Source organism: Streptomyces sp. BK340 (assembly GCF_007827595.1).
In the GTDB taxonomy this organism is placed as follows: Bacteria; Actinomycetota; Actinomycetes; order Streptomycetales; family Streptomycetaceae; genus Streptomyces.
Map to the genome: position 1 here is coordinate 45,849 of NZ_VISR01000025.1, position 23,441 is coordinate 69,289.

General features: G+C 74.0%; 15 protein-coding genes. 6 read left to right on the forward strand and 9 right to left on the reverse strand.

Annotation, left to right across the window (positions count from 1 at the left end; genetic code table 11):
- Window positions 1–21: 21 nt before the first annotated feature.
- The 3 genes from FB157_RS33975 to FB157_RS33985 all read left to right on the forward strand — a co-directional run bounded on the left by FB157_RS33975 (window position 22) and on the right by FB157_RS33985 (window position 9,851).
- Complete coding sequence (locus tag FB157_RS33975; protein ID WP_145884520.1) at window positions 22–7,302, forward strand: non-ribosomal peptide synthetase; 7,281 nt, start codon at window positions 22–24, stop codon at window positions 7,300–7,302.
- Window positions 7,299–8,528 (forward strand): cytochrome P450, encoded by a 1,230-nt coding sequence (locus FB157_RS33980; RefSeq protein ID WP_145884521.1) that lies wholly within the window; start codon window positions 7,299–7,301, stop codon window positions 8,526–8,528. Before FB157_RS33975 ends, FB157_RS33980 begins: the two co-directional genes overlap by 4 nt.
- 72 nt (window positions 8,529–8,600) lie before the next feature.
- Window positions 8,601–9,851, forward strand: a complete 1,251-nt coding sequence (locus FB157_RS33985) for an MFS transporter (RefSeq protein ID WP_145884522.1) — start codon at window positions 8,601–8,603, stop codon at window positions 9,849–9,851.
- A gap of 74 nt (window positions 9,852–9,925) precedes the next feature.
- Here the strand turns inward: FB157_RS33985 and FB157_RS33990 are convergent, their stop codons facing one another.
- Together FB157_RS33990 and FB157_RS33995 are read right to left on the reverse strand one after the other, a co-directional pair.
- Window positions 9,926–10,702 (reverse strand): hypothetical protein, encoded by a 777-nt coding sequence (locus FB157_RS33990; protein ID WP_145884523.1) that lies wholly within the window; start codon window positions 10,700–10,702, stop codon window positions 9,926–9,928.
- Window positions 10,703–10,936: 234 nt separating this feature from the next.
- Window positions 10,937–11,356 carry a hypothetical protein gene (locus tag FB157_RS33995; RefSeq protein WP_145884524.1) on the reverse strand — a complete coding sequence of 140 codons (420 nt, stop codon included), beginning with the start codon at window positions 11,354–11,356 and terminating at the stop codon, window positions 10,937–10,939.
- Window positions 11,357–11,603: 247 nt separating this feature from the next.
- On the opposite strand from FB157_RS33995, the gene FB157_RS34000 reads away from it, so the two are divergent.
- Entirely contained in the window at window positions 11,604–12,476 is an 873-nt protein-coding gene (locus FB157_RS34000) for an AraC family transcriptional regulator (RefSeq protein WP_145884525.1), read from the forward strand.
- A gap of 19 nt (window positions 12,477–12,495) precedes the next feature.
- Here the strand turns inward: FB157_RS34000 and FB157_RS34005 are convergent, their stop codons facing one another.
- The 4 genes from FB157_RS34005 to FB157_RS34020 all read right to left on the reverse strand — a co-directional run bounded on the left by FB157_RS34005 (window position 12,496) and on the right by FB157_RS34020 (window position 19,798).
- Window positions 12,496–13,275 (reverse strand): calcium-binding protein, encoded by a 780-nt coding sequence (locus tag FB157_RS34005; protein ID WP_145884526.1) that lies wholly within the window; start codon window positions 13,273–13,275, stop codon window positions 12,496–12,498.
- A gap of 76 nt (window positions 13,276–13,351) precedes the next feature.
- Window positions 13,352–16,306 carry an AAA family ATPase gene (locus FB157_RS34010; protein WP_315903858.1) on the reverse strand — a complete coding sequence of 985 codons (2,955 nt, stop codon included), beginning with the start codon at window positions 16,304–16,306 and terminating at the stop codon, window positions 13,352–13,354.
- 96 nt (window positions 16,307–16,402) lie between these two features.
- The gene (locus FB157_RS34015; protein ID WP_145884528.1) at window positions 16,403–16,603 is read right to left on the reverse strand and encodes a hypothetical protein; all 201 of its coding nucleotides are present in this window, start codon (window positions 16,601–16,603) and stop codon (window positions 16,403–16,405) included.
- A 102-nt stretch (window positions 16,604–16,705) separates the two neighbouring features.
- Entirely contained in the window at window positions 16,706–19,798 is a 3,093-nt protein-coding gene (locus tag FB157_RS34020) for a type 2 lanthipeptide synthetase LanM family protein (RefSeq protein ID WP_145884529.1), read from the reverse strand.
- Between the two features lie 468 nt (window positions 19,799–20,266).
- Here FB157_RS34020 and FB157_RS34025 point away from each other — a divergent pair, with 468 nt between their 5' ends.
- Both FB157_RS34025 and FB157_RS34030 read left to right on the forward strand, forming a co-directional pair.
- Window positions 20,267–20,878, forward strand: a complete 612-nt coding sequence (locus FB157_RS34025) for a response regulator transcription factor (RefSeq protein ID WP_145884530.1) — start codon at window positions 20,267–20,269, stop codon at window positions 20,876–20,878.
- Window positions 20,875–21,483: a response regulator transcription factor gene (locus FB157_RS34030; protein ID WP_261386712.1), complete on the forward strand. Its 609-nt coding sequence runs from the start codon at window positions 20,875–20,877 to the stop codon at window positions 21,481–21,483. The genes FB157_RS34025 and FB157_RS34030 overlap by 4 nt, the downstream gene beginning before the upstream one ends.
- Window positions 21,484–21,520: 37 nt before the next feature.
- On the opposite strand, the gene FB157_RS34035 is transcribed toward FB157_RS34030, so the two are convergent.
- The 3 genes from FB157_RS34035 to FB157_RS34045 form a co-directional block, all read right to left on the reverse strand.
- The gene (locus FB157_RS34035) at window positions 21,521–22,261 is read right to left on the reverse strand and encodes a peptidase E (RefSeq protein WP_145884531.1); all 741 of its coding nucleotides are present in this window, start codon (window positions 22,259–22,261) and stop codon (window positions 21,521–21,523) included.
- Window positions 22,262–22,407: 146 nt separating this feature from the next.
- Complete coding sequence (locus FB157_RS34040) at window positions 22,408–23,178, reverse strand: 4'-phosphopantetheinyl transferase superfamily protein (RefSeq protein ID WP_145884532.1); 771 nt, start codon at window positions 23,176–23,178, stop codon at window positions 22,408–22,410.
- The gene (locus tag FB157_RS34045) at window positions 23,171–23,407 is read right to left on the reverse strand and encodes an MbtH family NRPS accessory protein (protein WP_145884624.1); all 237 of its coding nucleotides are present in this window, start codon (window positions 23,405–23,407) and stop codon (window positions 23,171–23,173) included. The genes FB157_RS34040 and FB157_RS34045 overlap by 8 nt, the downstream gene beginning before the upstream one ends.
- Window positions 23,408–23,441 lie beyond the last annotated feature (34 nt).

Below are 23,441 nucleotides of genomic sequence, written 5' to 3' on the forward strand. Positions count from 1 at the left end.
GAGTGAGAACGGAGTGCCCTCATGACCACCTCGGACGTGCGTCCCGGCCCCCTCGCCCCCGGCAGCGGCCTGTCACCGGCGGCACGCCGCCTGCTGGAGCAGCGGCTGCGCGGGGCCGCGGCCCGGGCCGACGGCCCGCGGCGGATCCGGCCGCGCCCGGACCGGATCCCGCTGTCCGCCGCCCAGCAGCGCCTGTACTTCCTGGACCGGCTCGACCCCGGCGCGCCGACCTATCTGCTGCCCGCCGCCTGGCGGTTCACCGGCCCGCTGGACGTGCCGGCACTGCGGGCCGCCGTGGCCGACCTGGTCGACCGGCACGAGCAGCTGCGGGTGGTCTTCCCCGAGCAGGAGGGCGTCCCGTACCAGCGTGTCCTGCCCGCCGACGGCACGGTGCTGGACGTGGCGGACGTGACCGGCCCGGCCGGTGCCGACCGAGAGCGGCGCCTCGCGGCCGCCGCGCACGCGGCCGCCGTACGCCCCTTCGACCTCGCCCGCGAACCGGCCTTCCGCGCCACCCTCGTACGGGCAGCCGACGACGACCACGTGCTGGTCCTCGGCATGCACCACATCGTCTCCGACGGCTGGTCCCTCGACCTGATCGTCCGCGACCTGGCCGAGCTGTACCGGGCCAGGACCGAGGGCCGTGCCGCGCGCCTGCCCGAACTGCCCCTCGACTACGCCGACTACGCGCTGTGGCAGCGGGAGAGCGACCGGTCCGCCGACCTCGACCACTGGTGCTCCCGGCTCGCCGGCCTGACCCCGCTGGACCTGCCCACGGACCACCCCCGCCCCGACACGCCCGGCGGGCGCGGTGCCGCCCACACCGTCACCCTGCCGTCCGCACTGACCGACGGGCTCACCGCGCTGGGCGGCCGTGCGGGTACGACTCCGTACATGACGGTGCTGGCCGCCTTCCAGGCCGCGCTGGCCTTCCACAGCGGGCAGAGCGACGTCGCCGTCGGCACGGTGGTCGCCAACCGGGAGCAGGCCGAGACGGAGCAGCTGGTCGGCTTCTTCGTGAACACCCTGGTGCTGCGCGGCGACCTCTCCGACGACCCGACCCCGACGGCCCTGCTGGCGCGGACCCGTGACCGCGTCCTGGAGGCGTTCTCCCACCAGTCGCTGCCGTTCGAGCAGGTCGTCGACGCCCTCAGCCCGGAACGCGACCTCGCCCGCAACCCGCTCGTCCAGGTCCTCTACACGCACACCGACGTCACGCAGGGCGGGTTCGCCCTGGGCGGTGCGAGCGGCACGCCCCACCGGATCTCCCTCACCACCGCCAAGTTCGACCTCACTCTGGACCTGCGCGACGGGGACGGCCGTACCGACCTGGTGTTCGTCTACCGGCCCGACCTGTTCGAGGAGGCCTCCGTCGCCGCCCTCGCCCGGCACACGGTGGCCCTGCTGGAGGCCTTCTGCGCAGCACCCGACACCCCGCTCGGCGCCATCGACCCGCTCAGCCCCGCCGAACGCGCCCACCTGCTCGGACCCGAGGGCCCCGCCAACTCCGGCAGCGACCTCCTCCCGGCCCCGCGCACCGCGCCGGACCGCCTCGCCGAGCACATCGCCCGCACCCCGCACGCGGTGGCCGCGACCGGCTCCGGCCGCTCCTTCACGTACGCCGGACTCGACGCCCGGGCATCGGCGTTGGCCTCCCGGCTCCGCGCCTCGGGCGTCACCCGCGGCTCCCTCGTCGGCGTCTGCCTCGACCGCACGCCCGACCTGGCCGTCGCCCTGCTCGCCGTCTGGCGGGCCGGAGCCGCCTACCTGCCGCTCGACCCCTCCCACCCCAGAGCCCGGCGAGAGTTCACCGTCACCGACTCCGGCATCGAGTGGGTCGTCACCGACGCGGCCACCCGCACCGCCGTGGAGGGGCTGCCGGTGAACCTCGTAGAACTGGACGCCGAGGCCGGCACCGGGACCGACGGCGAGGACGTCCGCCCCGACCCGCAGGACCTCGCCTACGTCATCTACACCTCCGGCTCCACCGGCCGGCCCAAGGGTGTCGAGATCACCCACGGCAACCTCGCCTGGCTGCTCGGCGCCGCCGACCGGCACTTCGACTTCGGGCCCGCCGACGTGTGGACGCTCATGCACTCCCCGGCGTTCGACTTCTCCGTGTGGGAGCTGTGGGGCCCGCTCACCAGCGGCGGTCGTGTCGTGGTGCTCGGCGCGGACGAGGTGCGCGACCCGGCGGCCGTGCACCGGGTGCTGCGGGACGAGGGAGTCACCGTCCTCAACCAGACCCCCGCCGCCTTCAAGGGCCTGCGCGCCCACCTCGGGAACGCCGGCGCGGACTTCTCCGAACTCGCCCTGCGCACCGTGATCTTCGGCGGCGACGCCTTCGACGTGCGTGACTACCGCGACTGGTTCACCACCCCGGGACCGCGTCCCGCCCTGGTGAACATGTACGGCATCACCGAGACCACCGTGCACGTCACCATCCGCACCATCACCGGCGAGGACGTGACGGGGGCGGTCCGCTCGCCGATCGGGCGGCCGCTGTCCGGCCAGCACGGCTACGTCCTCGACACCTGGGGCCGGCTGGTCCCGGCGGGCAGCGTCGGCGAGCTGTACGTCTCCGGTGGCGGGGTCGCGCGCGGGTACCGCAACCGGCCCGAGCTGACCGCGGAACGCTTCCTCGACGACCCCTTCGGGGAGCCCGGCGCCCGCATGTACCGCACCGGCGACCTGGTACGGCTCCTGCCGGACGGCCAACTCGCCTATGTCGGCCGCGCCGACCACCAGGTGAAGATCCGCGGCTACCGCATCGAGCCCGGCGAGATCGAGACCGCCCTGCGCACCCTGCCCGGCGTCGCCGACGTCGCCGTGGTCGCCCGACGGGACGGCGACGGAGCCCGGCTGGTCGCCCATGTGGTCACCCCCGAGGCCCGGCCGCTCGACGCGCCCGCCCTGCGGGAGGGGCTGCGGCTGACCCTGCCGGACTACATGGTCCCGGCGCTGTTCGTCCGGCACGAGCGGCTGCCGCTGACCGCCAACGGCAAGGTCGACCGCGCCGCGCTGACCGCCGTCGTACCCACCACGGCAGGGCAGGGCACCACACACCTGCCGGCCGAGGGGCCCGTGGAGCAGGCCCTGGCCGGTGTGTGGACCCAGGTGCTCGGAGCCGAGCACGTCGGCCGCAGCGACAACTTCTTCGACCTCGGCGGCGACTCCATCCTCGCCCTGCGCCTGGTCGGCCTGGCCCGGCAGGCCGGCCTCGGCCTCACCGTCGCCGACGTCTTCCGCGCCCGCACCCTCGCCGACCTCGCCACGCTCGTCACCGACGACGTCGACACCCCGGCCCCCGTCGCCCCGTTCTCCCAGCTCGACCCCGCCGACGCCGACCGTCTGCCGGACGGGCTCGCCGACGCCTACCCGCTCACCATGCTCCAGGCCGGCATGCTGCACGAGATGCTCGCCGACCCGCGGCGCGGCGCCTACCACAACGTCACCGACCTGAAGATCACCGTCCCCGAGGGCTTCGACCTGGACGCCTTCCAGGCCGCCGTGGACGCGGTGGTCGCCGGACACCCCATCCTGCGCACCTCCGTCGACCTCGTCTCGTACCGCGAACCGCTCCAGCTCGTGCACCGCAGCGCCCACCTCCCGGTCGGCTACACCGATCTGCGCGGGCTGCCCCGGGAGGAGCAGCGGGCACGGCTCGGCCGGTTCGTGGACGAGGAGTTCGGCCGCCGCTTCGACCTCGCCGCCGCACCCCTGGTCCGTATCCACCTTCACCAGGTGACCGACCACGACCTGCGGCTCGTCCTCACCGACTGCCATGTCGTCCTGGACGGCTGGAGTCTGACCTCGCTCGTCGCCGACCTGCTCTCCCTGCACCGGGAGGCCGTCGCCCACCGCACCGCGCCACGGCCGCCGAGCGCCCCGGCCTTCGCCGAGTACGTCGCCCTGGAGCGGGCCGCGCTCGACAGCGAGCAGTCGCTGGAGTACTGGCGCGGGCGGCTCGCCGACCTGCGGCCGGTCCGCCTGGGCCGACGCCCGGCCGGCCCGGACGCCGGGCAGCCGCCGGTGCACGAGGTACGCCGCTCCTACGCCCACCTCGCCGAGAACATCGGCAGGCTGGCCAGGGAAGCCGGAGTGCCCCGCCGTACGGTCCTGATGACCGCCTTCCATCACACGATGAGCCTGTTCGCGGAGCGCGACGACAGCGCGCTCGGCCACTGCATCGGCCTGGTCACCAACGGGCGGCCCGAGGTTCCGGGCGCCGACCGGATGCGCGGACTCTTCCTGAACACCGTGCCGTTCGGCGTGTCCCGCCCGCGCGGCAGCTGGCTCGCCTATCTGCGGGACGTGTTCACCGCCGAGCAGGAGATGCTGCCGCACCGCAGGGTCCCGCTGGTGCGGATCGCCCGACTTCGGCCCACCGAGCCGAGCTGGACCGACACGGTCTTCAACTACGTCAACTTCCACCGGCTTTCGCACGAGTCCTGGGACGAATCCCTGGAGATCGCCCGGACCATGTTCCCGCTGCTGGTGAACGCGAGCGTCAACGCGTTCACGCTGGACGCCGACCCGGAGTTCGTCGCACCCGCCACCGCCGAGCAGCTGGCCGACGTGTTCTGCGCCCAGCTGGAGGCGATGACCGACGACCCGCACGCCCGGGTGACCCGGCCCGCGCTCACCGGCGCCGCCCGCACCGTCGCCCTCGACGTCTGGGCCCGGGGGCTCGACACCCCCTCCTCGCCGCTGCTGTTCCACGAGCACATCGCCGCCCACGCCGCCCGCACCCCGGACGCGGTCGCCGTCGAGCACGGCGGACACCGGCTGACGTACGCCGGACTGCAGGCACAGGCCGAGGTGCTGGCGCGACGGCTGCGCCGGCTCGGGGTGGGCCCCGAGACGGTGGTCGGCATCTGTGCCGAGCGCGGACCCGACCTGGTGCGTGCCGCCGTCGCCGTGCTGCGCTCGGGCGGCGCCTTTCTGCCGCTCGATCCGCAACACCCCACCGACCGGCTCGCGTTCATGGCAGAGGACAGCGGCATGCGCGTGCTGCTGACACAGCAGGCGCTGGACGGGACGGTGCCCTTCGACGGCCCTGTGCTGCTCCTCGACGCCGACACGCCCGCCGAACCGGCCGGCGCCCCCGTCACCGGAGGAACCGGTGCCGCGGGGCCTGCCACCGGGGAACCCGACGCGGACACCCTCGCCTACGTCATCTACACCTCCGGCTCCACCGGCACCCCCAAGGGCGTCGGTATCCCGCACCGCGGCCTGTCCAACATGCTCGAAGGCCAGCGCGACCTGGTGCGGCCCACCCCCGAGGACCGGGTGCTGCAGTTCGCCTCCTTCGGCTTCGACGCCTCGATCCTGGAACTCACCTGGTCCCTGGCCAACGGCGGCCGCCTGGTCACCGCCCCGAAGGACGCGCTCCGCCCCGGCCCCGACCTGGCCCGTACCCTGCGCGAGCACCACGTCACCGGCGCCATGCTGCCGCCCAGTGCCCTCGCGGTCCTCGGCGAGGACGACTTCCCCGAGCTGCGCGTGCTCCAGGTCGCCGGCGAGGCCTGCCCGGCCGAACTCGCCGACACATGGGCCAGGGGCCGCCGTTTCCACAACGTCTACGGGCTCACCGAGACCTCCGTGTGGTCCGTGGCCGCGGAACTGACGCCCGGCCAGGGCCGCCCGCCCATCGGCGGACCCATCCGCAACACCCGCATCCACGTCCTGGACGAGGACCTCCAGCCGGTCCCGGCCGGCGTCCCCGGCGAGATCCACCTCGGCGGCCAGGCCGTCGGCCGCGGCTACCTGGGCCGCCCGGCCCTCACCGCCGCCACCTACGTCCCCGACCCCTACGGCGCCCCCGGCGAGCGGCTGTGCCGCACCGGCGACCTCGGCACCCACCGGCCCGACGGCTCGGTGGAATGGCTCGGCCGCCGCGACTCCCAGGTCAAGCTGCGCGGCTTCCGCATCGAACTCGGCGAGATCGAGCACGCGTTGCGCGCACTGCCCGAGGTCCGCCAGGCCGTGGTGCTGCACCGCACCGACCTGCCCGGCGAGCCGGCCCTCGTCGCCTACCTCGTCGTGTCCGCTCCGATGCAGCCCACCCCCGAGGAGCTGCGCCGTGCCCTGCGCGCCTCACTGCCCGCCTACATGCTGCCCGCCCGGTTCGTCTTCCTGGACGAGATGCCCGTCAACCGCAGCGGCAAGATCGACAAACGGGCGCTGCCGCTGCCCCCGGCGGAGCAGGCCGGGAGCGAGACCGAGTACGTCGCCCCCGCCACGCCCGCCGAGAAGATCCTCGCCGAGGTGTGGCGGGAGGTCCTCGGACTGTCCCGCATCGGCGTCCACGACGACTTCTTCCGGATCGGCGGCAGCTCGCTCTCCACGGTCCGGGTATCCCTGACGGCCGCCGGACGCGGACTGACCGTGTCGGTCGGCGACCTGATCGAGCACCCGACGATCGCCCAGCTCGCCGCCCACGCCACCCGCACCTGCACGGACGGTGTACCGGCAGCCGTCACCTCCGAGGTCCGGCTGCGCGAGGGCACGGGAGAACCCCTGTGGTGCGTGCACCCCACCGGCGGCAGCGCCGCCTGGTTCGTGCCGCTCGCCCGCGCCCTGCCGCCCGGCCGGCCCGTGCACGCCTTCCAGGCGCGCGGCCTGCTCGGCGGCGTGGACCCGAGCACCGTGACCGGTATCGCCGCCAACTACGTCGCCGAGATGACCGACCGGGACGGCGAGGGCCGGCACGCCCTGCTGGGCTGGTCCATGGGCGCCAACATCGCCCTGGAGATGGCGACCCAGCTCCACCGGGCCGGACACCGCGCCGCGCCGCTGGTCCTCATCGAGCCGTACCTGCCCAACGCAGCCGCCCGCGCCCGCCTCACCGGCGTCACCAAGGACCTGCGCGAGGCACTGCGCCTGCGGGACCGGCTGCGTGAACTGCCTCCCTCACCGCGGCGCGACCGGGCCACGGCCGAACTCACCGCCACACTGCTCGGCGCCGGTATGAGCCCCGCCGAGGCCGCCCTGGTCGAGGACGCGCCGATCGAGGTCTGGCACTCCCTGCTCGCCGCGCTCGCCGCCTACGAGGTCCGGCCCTACCCCGGCCATGTGCACCTGGTGGTGGGCAGCGAAGCCGCCGCACTGCCCCGCGGCCGTACGATGCCCGGCCTCGACGTCGACTACGACACCTACGTCGCACGCTGGCGCGAGGTGGCCGAGGGCGGCCTCACCCTGCACATCAGCGACGGCGACCACATGTCGATGATGGCCGAGCCCAGGGTGGCCGGTATCGCCGGACTGCTCGTCGGGATCGAGGCGGAGGACGCCCGATGACCACCGTCGCCCCCGCATTCACCGAGCGCTACCTCCTCTCCCCGGACATGGTCGCCGAGCCCTACGGCTATCTGAACGGACTCCGCGACCACGCGCCGGTCCACTGGAGCCCGATGCACCACGCCTGGTTCGTCACGGGCTACGACCAGGTCATGCGCTGCCTGCGCGACCCGGCCGTCTCGGCCGACCGGGTACGGCCCCTGATGGACGCCGTCCCGCAGGGCGCCCGCGCGGACGCCGAACGGGCCTTCGGGATCCTGTCCCACTGGATGGTCTTCAACGACCCGCCGCAGCACCGCAGACTGCGACAGGTGTTCCAGGAGGCGTTCGCCGCCCGGGCCGTGTCCCGCTACCGCGCCTTCACCGAGAAGGCCACGGCGGCCGTCCTCGCCCGCCGGGCCGTCCCCGGCCGCTCGGGTGACCTGATGGCAGACGTCGCCAAGCCGCTGCCCGCCCTGGTCTTCGCCCGCTGGCTCGGTATCCCGCGCACCGACGCCCCCGCCTTCTGGTACTGGAACGCCCGCGTCGCCGACCTCGTCCTCGGTACCGCCCAGGAGGAGAGCGAGTACCGGGCCTCCCTGCAGGCGCTGGTGAGCCTGGAGGACTACCTGGCCGGCCTGGTCGCCCGGCGCCGCGCCGAACCGGCCGACGACCTGATCAGCCAGGTGCTGAAGGAAGGCCGGGTGGGGGACTCGGTCACCGACGAGGAGTTCGTCGGGATGCTCACCCAGATGGCGTTCGCCGGCGGGGAGACCACCAGCAACCTCATCGCCAACACCGTCCTGGCCCTGCACACCGACCCCGGCCGACTGGCCGTCGTCCGCGAGGACCCGGAGCTGGTGCAAGGAGCCGTCGAGGAGGCGCTGCGACTGGACGGGCCGTCCAAGATGTCCATCCGCACGGCCGCCCGGGACCTCGACCTCGACGGTCACACCCTGCGCGCCGGAGACCGGATCTTCCTGGTCACCGCCGCCGCCAACCGCGACCCGGCCCGTTTCACGGACCCCGACCGGTTCGACGTCCGCCGCACCGGTGCCACCCACCTCGGCTTCGGCTTCGGCGCCCACTTCTGCATCGGTGCCGCCCTGGCCCGGCTCGTGGCCGTGGCCGCCGTGGGGACGCTGGTCCGCGACCACCCGGACCTCACCCTGACGGATCCCGGCCGGCTCGCCTGGCAGCCCTCCCTGCTCAACCGCAGCCTCACCGCCCTGCCCGTCCGCTACTGACCGCGATCCGCGCCGCGGCACCCGGCCCGTCCCGCCGGATGCCGTGCCCCGCCGACCACGAAAGGCTCCACCATGGCCACCACCCTCGCAGGCGCCGGTCCGCGGCTGTGGGCACCCGCCCGGCACCGCCCCTTCCAACTCCTGTGGCTGGGACAGTCGTTGTCCCTGCTGGGCGACGGCTTCAGCGTCGTCGCCTTCTCCTGGATCACCCTCGGCCTGACCGGCTCCACCCTCACCCTCGGCTACGTCCTCGCCTTCCAGGCCGTACCCCGCGCCCTGCTCACCCTGGTCGGCGGCACCCTCAGCGACTCCTGGTCCACCCGCACGCTGATGGTCGCCTCCAGCTGGACCCGTGCCGCACTGATGGCGGGCGTCGGACTGGCCGGGCTTACCGGCCATCTGACGGTGTGGATGCTGTGTGCGGCGGCCGCCGCCTTCGGCGCCGTCGACGCCTTCTTCCAGCCCGCCCGCGTGTCCATCCTGCCTTCCGTGGTCGACGAACAGCTCCTCACTCCGGCCAACGCGCTGCTGGGCGCCGGATCACGGACGGCCGCCGTCGTCGGCCCGGCGGTCGGCGGCGTGGTCATCGCCCTGACCCGGGCGCCGGTCGCCTTCCTCGTCGACGCCGTCTGCTTCGCCCTGTGCGGCTGGTGCGTCGCGAGCATCCGCACCCGGCCGCGAACGGCCGGCCCGGAGAACGGCAAGGCCGCCGAGGCGCCCAAGTCCCTGGGCGCCCGCATCCGCGAGGGCGTGACCTACACCCTGCGCGACCCCCGGCTGCGCACCGTCGTCGTCCTCGACACCGCCGTCAACTTCTGTTACGCCGGGCCCTTCACGGTCGGCTTCGCCACTCTCGCCGACCAGGTGCTGCGCGGCGGCTCGGCCACACTGGGCGTGCTCAACGGCTCCCTCGCCGGGGGCGCGATGCTCGGCACCCTGGCCGGGGGCGCGCTCGGCGGCCGGCCCCGGGTCGGCCTGCTGGTGGCCGCTCTGGCGGGCTGGCTCGGGGCCGGGATGGCCGTGCTCGGGCTGGTGCACAGCACGCCGGCCGTGGTGGCGACCGTACTCGCCATGGGCTTCGCCATCGGATTCCAGGGCGTGTTCGGGCTGAGCTGGATCCAGCGCAACATCCCGCAGAACGTGCTGAGCCGGGTCGTCTCCGTCGACATGGTCCTCGGCTACGCGGCCGCCCCCCTGTCGCTCATCGTGTGCGGCGCGCTGGCCCGCGTCGGCACACTCGCCCTCTTCGGGGTGGTGGCCTGCGTGCTCGCCGTCACCGGTGTGGCGGTGCTCGGGTCGCGTGCGGTGCGGGAGATGCGCTAGGTGTATTGACGTGAAGCGTCGTTGACGCGGCCGACCCGGAAGCAGGGAGCGGCGAGCAGACCGACACCGGCCCCTCATTCACCGAGAGCCCACCGCCGATCGATGTTCCGGGCCGCCCGCTCGTTGTCCGCCTTCAGCCCGTCGAGCGCCTCGGCGTTCTTCTCGATGTCCCTGTTCTCGTACTCCGCCTCCGCCGCGAAGGAGACACCGAGCACATTGGTCTCGTACGCGCAGTCGGCCTCGGCGGCCGCCGTCCTGGACTCCTGCGGGGTGACCTCGGCGCGCAGTGCCGCCGCGGTGCGCCGCCCGGACAGTTTCCACCGGCGGTCCGCGGCCGCGTCCAGGGGGGTCGCGTACGGATGGCCCTTCCGTCCCATGCACGCCGACCACTTCCTGAACACCGCGAGTACGCGCGGATCCGACTGCGAGGCCCTGAAGTCCCGGGCCTTGAGATCCGTTGCGAGGCCGCTCCGCTCCTGCCCCGGCGAAAGCCCCTTGGCCTGCTGCTCCTCGGCCGCTCGCTCACCACAGGTCGTCATCGCCTGACGCAGCGGCTTCGACAGCGACCCGAGGGAGACGGGTGCGGCGGCTCCCCGGGTGAACGGCGGGAGGTGATAGCCGTACCGGCGGGCCGTGGCCCGGTCGCTGATCGCGTACCGCCGGGTGTCGTAGTACCGCCAGAGCCGCACGTACCCGGCCGCCGCCTGCTGTCGGGTGACGTTCGTCGACGGGGGAGTGAACCCCTTGTCCCGCAGACAGGCGTCGCGCAGCCCGAGCAGCAGCACCTCCAGCTTCCCTGCGTGCTCGTGGTCGAGGAGATAGGTCTCCAGCGGCAGACGCAGCTCGGCCATGCTCTTCGGCGTGGGGGTGGCCACCGGTGCACCGGCCGGAGCGGTCCCGCCGCCCGAGGAACATGCCGCCGTGGACGCCAGCACCAGCAGTGCCGCCGAAGTCCCGCGTGCGAAAGAGGAAAGCACAAGCCGTCTCCCAACGAGGTCGAGCCGGAGTCCACCCAGGAGGAACGGGCCCGGCCGAGCGGTCTGAGCCGTCCGGCCGAGCCGTTCACGGTTCTCGCGCGATCCGCGTCAGGTGCAGTTGGCGGTGGCGTCGAAGGAGTTCTCGTTGTTGCGCAGGGCGGACGTCAGATTGCCCCCTCGGCCGGCGTGCACCCAGTTGTAGTCGCCCCCGGAGTTGGCGTACACCCACGTCGTGGCACCGCAGTTGGTGGTGTAGCTCCCGATCGAGGCGGCGTTGTTGCGGACGGCGTGGCCGTCGCTGAACTTGTAGCCGGACAGGTCGGAGTAGTAGCCGTAGCCCTTGAAGATCCCCCCTGCGCCGTTCGGGCTGTAGTAGAGACAGCCGTACGCGCCGGTGTAGTTGCAGTGGTCGGACCAGCTGTCGACGTTCCAGCCGGTGGCCGAGGCCGGCGCGACGGCCGCTCCGACTCCCACCAGCGCCATGGCGGCCACCAGGCCGGCCTTCCTTCGTATCCCTCGCAGACGCATGCAGGCGTCCTCTCTCATCAGGTCCGGTTCGCCGGGCTGCCCTTGGTGGGCGCCCGGTACGGCCGCCGTCGCCGGCTGGGCCGTGCCGGGCAAGCGTCGCCGGGGCGGCCGGACCGCGGCTTGTACGAATGCGACCCGTGCGTCCCTGACGCCGGATATCGGCCAACTACTTGCCGATTGACCCGCTCGTCCCCCGAAACCCCTAGGCTCGCTGCCGTGTCCGCGTCGATCGAGGGGGGATCGGCTCATGCACGAATTTCTCGCGTGCCCGGCGGCGACGGGCCTGCGCGACCAGGTACTCGGCTATCGGGGCTTCCGCTTCGACGCGATCGGAGCGCGGCGCAGACTGCTGGTGCCCGACGGGGTCGTGAAGGTGATGCTGGGCTTCGGTGACAGCCTGCGCGTGCTGGACCCGTCCGACCCGGCCCGCTCGTACTGCGCCGCCTCCGTCGCCAACGGCGTCCGGACCACCGCCGCGATCGGCGAGCACACCGGCGGCATCCACGGGGTGACCGTGCTGCTCACCCCGCTCACCGCCTACCGGCTGTTCGGGGTGCCCATGTCCGAGTGGGCGCAGCGGTGCGTGCGTCCGGACGACCTCTGCCGCGCACCCTGGTCCGGCCTCCCCGCCCGGCTGGCCGAAGTCCCGGACTGGCGCGGCCGGTTCGCACTGCTGGACCGGCTGCTGCGGGCCGCACTGGAATCGGGCCCCGCCGCCAGCCCCGAGGTGGCCTGGGCCTGGCGCACCCTCCAGGACACGGACGGGCGGGTACGGGTGGAGGAACTCGCCGCCCGGACCGGCTGGAGCCGTCGCCACCTCGAACGGCGCTTCCGCTCCCAGACCGGGCTGACCCCGAAGGGCGCGGCACAGGTGATGCGGCTGCAGGCGGCCCTGCGGCTGAAGGAGGCCGGAGCGAGCTGGGCCGACGCGGCCGCGCAGGCCGGCTACCACGACCAGCCGCACTTCGACCGCACGTTCAAGGCGATGACGGGCCGCACCCCGAGCGCCTTCCGCGCCGACCGCACGGCCGCGTCCCCGTGCGACGCCCAGGACTTCGTGCCGGGTCAGGTGACGAGCGCCATCCTGACCCGGCGGACGTGGCCTTGTCCCGGGTGGTGAGGCGGAGGCCGGCCGAGGCTCAGGTGACGTTCACGTAGTCACCGGGGGCGTTGGCCGACCCCGTCGTACCGGTCCCCGCGAAGCTCCAGCGCCAGTAGCCGTCCGCGGTGGCCGTCGCCGTGGTCTTCAGGGCCCCGCCGGTTCCGCTGGTCACGGTCTTCACCGTGGTGTAGGTGGTCCTTCCGGCCTTGCGGAACTGCAGCTTCACCTTCTGGCCCGCATAGCCGTCGTAGGTTCCGCGGTCCCAGTTGGCCCGGGTCAGCGCGCCCTTGACGGTGAGGGCCTCGCCCGCGGCCACCGGCTCGGGAGAGGCGTCGGCGGTCAGCCGGGCGGAACGTTTCATCAGGAAGGTGCTCGCGCTGTCCAGGTTGATGTAGTCGCTGTCGTTGGCGTCCACCGAGGTCCAGACGTGCCAGGTGCCGGCGGTGGAGTTGTCGTGGGCCGTACGGGGGCCGATGGTGATGTCGGTGGTGCAGGTGGAGGTGCTCTCGCTGATGGGGTCGGGGGAGCAGGCCATCGGGGTGTCGGAGCCGGGCCCCGCATGGCCGTCGGGGTTGTCGAACGAGCCGTGGTAGACCCATCCGAAGGCATCCATGATCCCCGAGTTGTCGGCCGCGGTGATGCTCAGCGTGAAGGTCTTGTAGCCGGTGGCGCCGACCACGACCGGCTTTCCGCCGTTGACGACGACCTTGACGATGTGGGTGTCCCCCTGGCCGGAGTCGGCGTCGGCCGTCGTCACGGTGAGGGCGGACAGGACCAGCGCGCCCGAAAGGGCGGTGACGGCGGAACGTATGAGCATGTGTCCTCGCATGGGATGAGTGGTCCGCCCGGGACCGGGACAGAGGCCGGACGACAACTAGGGACGCCGGACGGCGTCAGACGGTTCGCAGCGCGGCCGACCGGGCGCACAGGTCCGCGCGGTTGACCGCTCCCGTCTTCGTCATGAGGCTCGCGATGTGCTTCTCGGCCGTGCGCGGCGAGATGAACAGGCGGTCCGCGATGTCCTTGTTGCTGAGCCGCTCCGCGAGCAGCCGGAAGACCTCGAACTCCCGGACGGTGACGCCCTGCGCGCGCAGATGCTCGGGGATGCCGCTGGTGCCCGAGCGGTGCTGGTGCACGGGAGCGCCGAGCCGGCGCAGCGCGGCCCGGCAGGCGCCCGCGACGGCCGCCACGTCCCGTTCGTGGAAGTAGTGCTCCGCCCGCCGCAGCCACCCCACCGGATCGCCCCAGCCGTCCTGGTGCGCCGCGTCCGCGATCAGCCGCAGCCCGAGATGCTGCGCCATCGGATACGGCTCCGCCACCGCCAGCGCCGCCTCGACCGTGGCGGCGGCGCGAGCGCCCTCGCCCTCGCGGCCCAGCAGCACGGCGTCGGCGAGCATCACGAACTGACGGTTCCAGCGCATCCGGGCGACCGCGGTGGCGGTGATCTCCTCGTGCCGGGCCCGGTCCGCTTCCCCGGCGAGCAGGTCCAGCAGCAGGACGAGGCCGTGGGTGCCGCTGAGGTGGTAGGTGGACGGGTTGCCGGCCTCCAGGGCCAGCACCTCGCGCAGCTCCGCCCGGCCCAGCTCGCGGTCCTCCTCCATCAGCGCGCAGAAGGCGCGGGCCAGGCCGAAGCAGAGCGGCTCCTCCTGTGAACCGGACCCGTCCCACTCGGCGAACGCGGCCAGCGCCGCCTCCATCGCCGTACGGTCGCCCAGGTGCGCCTCCAATGTGGCCTGCGCCATGAGGACGTAGCGCACCGCGGGGGCGAGCCGCAGCCTGCGCACGACCACCAGGCACTCGGCGGCGGCCTCGCGGGCGGTGTCGTAGCTGCCGCGCAGCACACTGTCGAGGACGAGGATGCCCTCCACCGTGTGCACGATGTTGACCGAGCCGAGCCGCAGGGCCTCCGCCCGGGCCGCCAGCAGGCCCGAGGTGTCGCCCTCGGCCAGCCAGACGTTGCCGCCCATCCGGGTCGCCGCGTACATGCGCTGCAACGGCAGCCGGTGCCGCTCGGCCGTGGCCAGGGCCTGCTCCAGCATCGCCTGCGACTCCTCCGGGTCCCGTTCGCGGGCCACGGTGGCGAGCAGCTCCCGGGCCTGGCAGGCGACGACGGGCAGACCGTACCGCTCGGCGGTGTCGGCGGCCGAGCGGGCCAGCTTCTCGGCGTGCTGGGTGCGGTCGGGGCCGGGCGTGTCCAGGGCGAGATAGGCGGCGGTGACGTCGACGGCCGCCGCGGTCGCGTCGTCCGGGGCCGCCGCCAGCACCTTCCGGGCCCGGGTTATCTGCCGGTTGCCGTCGCTCCAGCGGCCGGCCGTGTGGGCGACCTTGGCCAGCCGGGTGTGCAGGGTCGCCAGCCGGGCCGCGCTCAGTCCGGAGCCGTCGAGCACATGGAGGTCCTCGGCCAGGTCGAAGGCGCGGGCGAAGTCCCCGGACTCTGCGAGCGCCGGCAGCAGGTGTTCGAGCACCCCGGCCCGGGCCTGCGGGTCGCTGCCGTTCGCCAGCAGGTCCTCGGCCCGGCTGAGCAGGGTGACCGCCGAGCCCAGCGCGCCCGCCGCCAGCGCCCGCCCGCCGGCCTCGGCGAACAGCCGCCCAGCCTCGGCGGTGTCACCGGCCTCGCAACGCAGCCCCGCGGCCAACGCACACCAGTCACCGGCGAGTTCGGGGTGCAGCCCCTCGACCGCCTCGGCGCCCCGCCGGGCCAGCTCGGCCCGCTGGCCGGGCGTCATCTGGGTGAACAGGGCCTCCACGGTGAGGGAGTGGCGGAAGGAGTACCAGTCCGGGGCGGGCTCGTCGGGCAGCACCAGCCGGGCGGCCACGCCCGCGTGCAGGTGGCTGAGCAGGGCACGGTCGTCGATGCCGGTCATACGCTGCAGCACGGTCAGCGGGAAGCGCCGGCCGAGGACGGCGGCCGCCGACAGCAGGGTGAGGCCCTGTGCGCCCAGCCGGTCGATACGGCGGAGGATGCCGCGGGCCAGCGTGGATGAAACGTCACTGCGTAGATCCCCGACCGCCCGCCAGCCGTCCGGGCCCTGCACCAGCGTGCCGGCCCCGATCATGGACTGCAGCAGCTCCTCGACGAGGTACGGGCTGCCCGCGCTGTCCTCCCACAGCCGCCGCAGGACCGGTTCGGGCACCTCGTCGGGGGCGGGCACGCCGAGCTGGGCCGCGATCATGTCGTGCACCTGGGGGCGGGTCAGCGGCGGCAGTTCGACCAGGCTGGCGGCGCCGCGCCGGCGGGCCGACTGCGCCAGGTCCAGGGCGTCGCTGAAGTCCGTCCGCACGGTGGCCAGCAGCAGGACCGGCGTGTACTCCAGGTTGTCCACCAGGTACTCGAGGACGCCGAGCGTCTCCGGGTCGGCGTCGTGCAGGTCCTCCAGCAGTAGGAGCTGGCCCTGGCCGCGGGCGGCGGCGATGAGCAGACGCAGGACCGCCTCGCCCAGGATCACCATCGAGCTGCTCTCCCGCTCCCCGGTGTCCCAGTCGGGAATCAGCTGCCCGAGGACCGGGCGGTAGGGCCCGAGGACCAGGTCGTCGAGGGGTTCGCCGCTGCGGAACAGCGACATCAGTGCCTCGGTGAGCGGCCGGAACGGCACGGCCGGACCCGTCGTGCTGCTGCGGCCGCGCAGCACCCGCATCCCGGACCCGAGAGCGCCGCCCACGGCCTCTGCCGCCAGGCGTGACTTGCCGACCCCGGCCTCGCCGACCAGGAAGACGACACCACCGCGACCCTGCCCGGCGTCGGACAAGGCACGCTCAAGCAAGCCCAGTTGGGAATCCCGCCCGACCAAGGAAAGCGCATGGGAACGCATGAACGCAGATGATAATCGGAATTTCGGGACGTGTGGCATGTCGCCCGCACACGTTCCGGTTCCCGTGCGAAAGCGATGGTGCGGGCCCCGCCGAAGGGGCCCGCACCACCGCTGGGTGTCACTGCCGACGAGGCGTCACCGCGGGGCGGAGACCGAGGTGTCCAGTGTGCTCAGCGTGATGACGATCCCGCTGGTCAGCACCATCCCGGCCAGCACACGGGCGCGGGCGCAGGCGCGGTTGCGGCCCTTGAGGGCGATCCCGCCCGCCGCGTCCTGCTCGACGGCGGCGGCCTCGGTGACGTCGGCGTCGGCGGTGGTGGTGAGCTGCTTGTCCATGACGGTGATCCCCTTCGGAAGACCCGTGCGGGCGAGCACGGGGTGGGAGGTGGAGGAAGCCCATGGTGCTGACGAGCGGTCGAGCGAAGGTGCGTGGGTCGGTCAGTGGATCGGTCGGTGATCAGGATGTCCCAGCAGCAGAGCGGAGGGGACGGACTCGGGGCGGGCCAGGCGGAGCAGGCCGTAGCCGATGCCGGACAGTCCGGTCAGCAGCCCGGGGGAGGGCACGTGGTCGGGAGTGGCACATCGGTGGCCCTGAGCCTCGACGAGGGCGAGCACCTGACCGGTGCGCCGGGTGAGGGTCCCGGCCGCGGTCGTGTCACCCCGTTCGGCGAGCACGGCCAGGGCCTCCAGCGTGCCGAGGGTGCCGTGCCCGAGACTCAGGTCGGGGTACACCTCGGTCTCCGTCAGCCGGTTCCGGAGCGAGGACACGTCGTGAGCCGCGGCGGCAGCCGCCACCCCGGCGAGTCCGGAGCACCAGGACGGGTCCTGCGCGGTGGCGGGGGTCTCCTGGAGCGCGGCACGGAGCATGGCGTGGGCGGTGGCCGCGTGCGCGGCGGCGCGTCCGGGCCGGCGGGCCGCGTACCGGAGCAGCGCCGAGCCGACGCCCGCGCCGCCTTCCGCGAATCCGGGTACCCCGTCGGCGTCGGCCGCCGTGGCCAGCAGCCGGTCCGCGACCGCGTCCGCCAGCCGCAGGGCGGTGGGCGCCCCGGTCGCCTCGTGCACCGCGACCGCGGCGGCCAGCGCTCCGGCCGTACCGCCGGCCAGACCCGGATCGGGGCAGGCCGCCACGGCGTGGCCCAGCGCGGTCAGTGCATCCGGCAGACAGTCCGTCAGGTTCCCGTCCAGCAGGGCCGACAGCCGCACCAGGGCGTACAGGATGCCGCCGAGCCCGTCGTACGCCCCGGGACCGGCCGCGGCACTCGACTCGGGATCGGCGGCCAGCGCCTTCAGCAGAGCCGGCAGGGGCGTCACGGCCTCCCGGGCCAGCGGCGCGTACCTGCCGCCTCCGGCCAGCGCGTCCGCCTGGGCCAGGAACAGCGCGACCCCGCAGTAGCCCTGCGCCAGTCCGGCGCCCATCGGCAGCACCGCCCAGTGCGGGCCCGAAACCCGCTCCAGACCCAGCCAGTTGGTCCGGCCTTCCGAGCGCACCGCACGGGCGGCGATCTCGTCGGCGATCCCGCAGGCCGCGGCGAGCAGCCCGGACGGCTCGGGCACGACCGCGGGCACCGGTGCCACGGTCAGTTCGGACCTGGGCCGGTCCTGCGGAGCGTGGGCGCCGCGGGCCGCGAGCGTGGCGGCCACGATCCACTCCTGGTCGTGGCAGTCCACCTCGTCCATCCGGGCGATCTTCTCCCGGACCGCGGTCAGACTCGCCACCGGGAGCAGACCGGGAAGCCAGGTCCCATCGGCCGCCCGGACCCCGGTCCCGGACGGCCGATGGGCGAACAGGGGTACGTCGCCGCGCCAGAGGTCCGCCGTCTCGTGCTCGACGAGCCGCCGGCGCGCCTCGTCCTGCTCGGACTCGGTCCACAGGACGGCGAACACACCTTCCCGGGCCAGTGCGTCACCGAGCAGCGACGGATGGGTGGACTCCTCCAGCAGCGTCGCGTACAGCCGGGTCGAACGGACGATGAGGCGCGCCGGGCTGTCCGCCCGTGCGGCCAGCGGCCCGTCGGTGCCGACGAGTTCACGGCCGTGTGCGGCGATGGCCGCGTAGCCGGTGCGAAAGCCCTCGAGCAGGGCGGCCCGGTGGTCCGCGCCGTCCAGCGGACGACCGTCGGGCAGCGGCTGGTTCTGCGCGGCCGGGCTGAGCACCGGGGCGCGCACGGCCCGCATGGTGTCCGTGCCGCTGTCCTCCCAGCGCAGCCCCTCACTCGGGTAGGTGCCGTCGGTGGACCGGCCGAGCGCCGAGATGTCGAGCGCCCCGTGCTCGCCGATCAGCAGGTGGGGCAGCAGGCAGGTGCGGTGCACGGAGGCGTGCAGGGCGTCCGCGGCCGGGTCGGCACCGGCCGTCATGGCCTGCGCGAGCCCGGTGTGCAGCAGTGTCTCGGCGTCCACCAGGACCGGCTGGTCGCCGCAGGCGATGACGTTCTCGTAGTGCATGTCCGCACCGTCCACCGCGTACAGCAGCGCCAGCAGCGCACCCTGCCGCCGGTAGAAGGCGTCGGTCTCGGTCACCGACCGGCACCAGCGGTGTTCCACGAACTCCAGCCAGCCGTACCCGTCCCGGCGCAGACCGCGCGGGCTGCGCAGTCCGAGCCCGCTCACCCTGGCGTTCAGCCAGGCCACCAGGTCGTCCAGGAGAGCGTGCTGCTCCAGCGGCCGGGGCTTGTACACGATCCGGTCGCCGTTCGCGAAGTACAGGATCGCGACCGCCCGGTTGCCCTGGTGCGCGTCACCCAGGCCGAGGTCGGCGCGGGTGAGCGCGCCGGGGACCCGGCCGTCGAGGAGACCGGCGGTCAGGTCGTCCCGGTCGGCCCGGAACCGTCGTACGAGTTCGGCGGCGGCCTCGGCGGCGTCCAGCGCGGTCTGCCCGAGCATCCGGGCCAGCACCGGGTAGGCGGCGAACAGCCCGCCCAGACCCTGCCGGGTGCGGGTCAGGGAGAGGAACGAGGTGAACCGCTCGCGAGGTCCGGCGCCGGCCAGCCGGCCGGCCCGCCGCGCCGAGGTGAGTTCGTGGACCAGGGTGCGCGCGGCCTGCCGGACCAGCTGGTACGTCAGCCGCTCCTCGAATGCGCCCCGCCAGACCGCCCGTTCGGCCTCCGGCAGCCCCTCCAGCAGGCTGTCCAGCCGAGCGGCGGCCGGGGTGACGAGCGGCCGTACGACGGGGGCGAAGGCATCGGGTCCCGAGCCGCCGTCCGTGCCACCCTCCACCGCCTCCTCGGCGGCCGCGTCCAGGGACTGTTCGACGTAGTACGCCCAACGGGGCTTGTCCGCACGGGCCGCCAGCCGCTCGGCGGGCTCCAGCGCGAGCGCCGCCGCCGTGCCCGCGTCCACTCCGAGGTGGGCGAGCCGAGCGGCGAAGCCCTCCGCGTCACCGACGGCCCAGGGGGCACGGACGGCGGTGGGCCCGGCCGGCGCCGCGGGAAGGTCCGGGGCGGCGAGCCGTTCCGCGAGGGACAGCGCCGGGGCCCACCAGTCGAGCGGCAGGCCGGCGCTCCGGGGAGTCGGGAGGCTGGCGGTCTCAGTCACGAGACGAAGGTCGCAGAACCGGTACGCCCCCACATGGGGAAGTGACCCCCATATTCTCCCGGGGCCCCCGCCCCACTGGGGGACGACCCCACCCCAGATGGAAGAAACCGCAGGCCGGCAGGGGTGTCGGCGTAACCCCCAGGTACGGGTGCCGAGTTCGCCCCGGGTTCGTGACGACCCGGCTCACCCGCCCGTACGGCCCCCGCACCCGCCCTTCGGACGGCGTGCGACCCCCGTGCCCCCGCACTCCCCACCCCCACCCGGCCTCCACACAACCTCCCCGGACCCGCTCTACACCGCCGTGGCCGGATCCCTCCCGCCTTTCGCCGGGGGCAGGCAGCCACCGGGCGGGAAAGGTGGGGGACTACTACCGATGCTCCGAACCGGCCGGCGCAGCAGGGTGTTGTGCAGTACCCCAGACCGCCCGTCACTCTGACGACCGGGCGGACGACCTTCCAAGGAGAGCAGATGGGAGCACCCGTACCCGTCGGTGTGGTCGCCCTCGACCCGGTGCTGGAGGCCGGCACCCGCAGTTCCCTGCTCGTGTGCCCGGGGCTGGCCGTGTGCGAGCCCGGCGACGCACGGGTCGCGGTCCTGACCGTGGACCGGCTCGGACCCGCCGAACTCGACATGGTGCGCACGACCCGCGCCCACCCGAACCGCCCGGCCGTCGTCCTGGTGGCAGGCGCCCTCGCCTCCGGTGACGCCCTGCACGCCCTCGCCGCCGGCGCCCGCGGTCTGCTGCTGCGCCGGGAGGCCGACTCCGCGCGCCTCGCCCACGCGGTGCTGGCCGCCGCCCGGGACGACTGCACCCTGCCCCCCGATCTGCTCGAACAGGTCCTCGACCGGCCGGGATCGGCCCGGCACGCCACGGGCGGCTGGGCGGGCAGCGCCCTGTCGGAGCGAGAGCGCTCGGTCCTGCAACTCGTCGCCGACGGGCACGAGACGGCGGAGATCGCCCAGCGCCTCGCCTACTCCCCGCGCACGGTGACCACGGTCGTCCACGACATCACCCAGCGCTTCCGGCTGCGCAACCGCGCCCACGCGGTCGCCTACGCACTGAGGGCGGGCCTGCTGTGACGACTGCCCTGACCGCCCCCGCCACCGGCGGCGCGCTCCGGATGCGCGTCCTGTCGCCGCGCCACGCGGACCGCGTCCGCGCCCTCGCCCGCCGCGCCGGCCTGCACCAGACACCCGGCCCCGATTCCCCCGCCCCCACGGTGATCGTCGCCGACGATGCCGAGCAGGCGCTGCGGGGGGTCCGTGACCCCGGTCCGCTGCTGCTCGTGTGCGACAACGTCACGCGCAGGGGCCTGATGCTGGCCCTGCGCGCCGGAGCGGTCGTGCTCAGAGCCGCGGACCTCACCGAGGACACCCTGACGGCAGCCCTCCGCAGCACCGGCCATCCGTACCGGAGCATCCCCTACCCGGTGCTGTCCCAGGTCCTCACCAACGGTCCGCAGCCCGGCGCGCCGGTGCCGACCGGGGCGAATCCCGCCCTGACGGCCCGGCAGACCTCCGTGCTGCGCCTGATGGCCGAGGGGAACGCCAACGCGGACATCGCCCGGCTGCTGTCCTGCTCCGAACACACCGTCAAGAACGTCATCTACGAGGTCATGTCCCGCCTCCAGGCCCGCAACCGCGCCCACGCGGTGGCCCACGCGGTACGCCACGGCCTCATCTGATGCCGTGCCGCCGGCCTGCCGACGCCGCGAAGACGCCTCAGAACGACGGTGTCGGCAGCAGCCGCGGCTCGATGCGCTCCTCGACCGCCCGATCGCCCTGCCGGGAGACCAGATAGGCGCCCTTGCCCGGCAGTTCCGTCACGGCCTCGACCAGCTCGGTTCCCCGGTAGACCAGCCCCACCCCGTCGTCGGTGCAGTGGGAGGCCGGAAGGGTGCCGTCCGCGACGAGGCGGTGGATCAGCGGGCGCCGGCCCTCGTCGGAGTCGTAGTGCACGCCGTTGCCGTAGGGCAGCAGGCCGAGGGCGTCGGTGACCGGGCGCAGCTCGGGCCCGTAGGAGTCCGTCGCGCCGCCCCGGAACCAGCAGATGGAGCCCGCGCTCACCCCGGCGAGCACCACGCCCGCCCGCCAGGCGCGGCGCATCACGGTGTCCAGGCCGTGCACCCGCCACACGGCGAGCAGGTTGGCCACCGAGCCGCCCATCACCCAGACCACGTCGTGGCCGAGGACGGTGCCCTCGACGTCGTCGACGTTCGGCATGGGGAACAGCTGCAGCGGCGTGAGGTCGAAGCCCGCCACCCGGGCCGCCTCGGACACCCGCGCCGTGACGTGTTCCGCGTCCCCCGTGGCCGTGCCGACGTACAGGATCCGCGGGCGCCTGCCGTGCACGCCGGAGAGATCGACCGCGTGGTGGACCAGGGCGTCGAAGAGCACCCGGGTGCGCCCGCCGACGCGGTGCCCTCCCGAGGTGGCGAGGATGGTCGGTTCGGGTGCCGTCACGTGCGTGATCGTATCGCGGTGACTCCGGGGGAGACATGGAGGAATCGTGGAGGTGAACATCACGAGGTTCGGGTGTCGCGCTCGAACAGCCCAGTGGGGGCCGGTCGTTGGACCGGCCCCCACTGCTCCCCTCCGGTGAGCTCCTCCTACGGACTGCGCAGGGCCACGGCGGCCGCGTACCCGGCCGGTACGAGGACGTCCCGCAGGGTCCAGTCCGCCGCCGGTGCGACCGGCAGCGGTCCGGAACCGACGTAGTCCAGCGCGGGATCGCGCACCAAGCCCGTGCCCAGCCCCTTCAGATAAGCCTCCTTGCGGACCCAGGCCCGGGTGAACGCCGCCGGACGCTCGTGCGCGGGCAGCAGGGCCAGCTCGTCCCGCTCCGCCACGTGCAGCGCGGACTGGGCGCTCAGCACCGCCTGCGCCGTGGCCAGCCCCTCCACGTCGACGCCGACCGGAGCGGCGGCCAGCGCCACCAGCACCAGTCCCCCGCTGTGCGACAGGGAGAAGTGCACACCCGGCGTCCGCAGCGCAGGCCGGCCGTGCGGTCCGCCGCAGCCCGCGCACGGTTCGCGCACCAGCGGCAGCGTGTCGGCCCGCATGCCCAGCAACACGCTCAGCACATTGCGCAGTGCCGCGTGCGCCACCACGTAGGCGTCCCGGTCCCGGGCGTGCCGGAACGCGCGGGCACGCGCCCGCTCCTCCGCGTCCAGCAGCTCCTGCGCACAGCGCAGCGCGTGTTCGTCCAGGGCACCGACCTGAGCCTGGTACAGCTCCAACGGCCCGTCCAGCGTCCGGGGCCGAGGCACGTACGCCTGGCGCCGCAGACCCGACAGGTCCAGCACGGCGGGGCAGAGCCGGCCCGGCGGCGGGGCGTTGGCGGGGCGGGTCAGGAGCGGACCCGGGAGGCGCTCAGACATCAGCCCCGGCCAGCCGGCGGCGCAGGCTGAGCGGGCGCATGTCCGTCCAGATCACGTCGATGTGGTCCAGGCACTCCTGCCGGCCGCCCCGCCGGCCCTCCGGGTACCAGCCCGCGGGCAGTTCGCGGTCCGCGCGCCAGATCGAGTACTGCTCCTCGTCGTTGCGCACCACGAGGTACACGTCGTCGCTGTCCGGCCCGGCCTCCTCGCCGCCCGTACCGGTCGCCAGGTTGTCGTGCGTCACGGTGAACCTCCCGCAGATG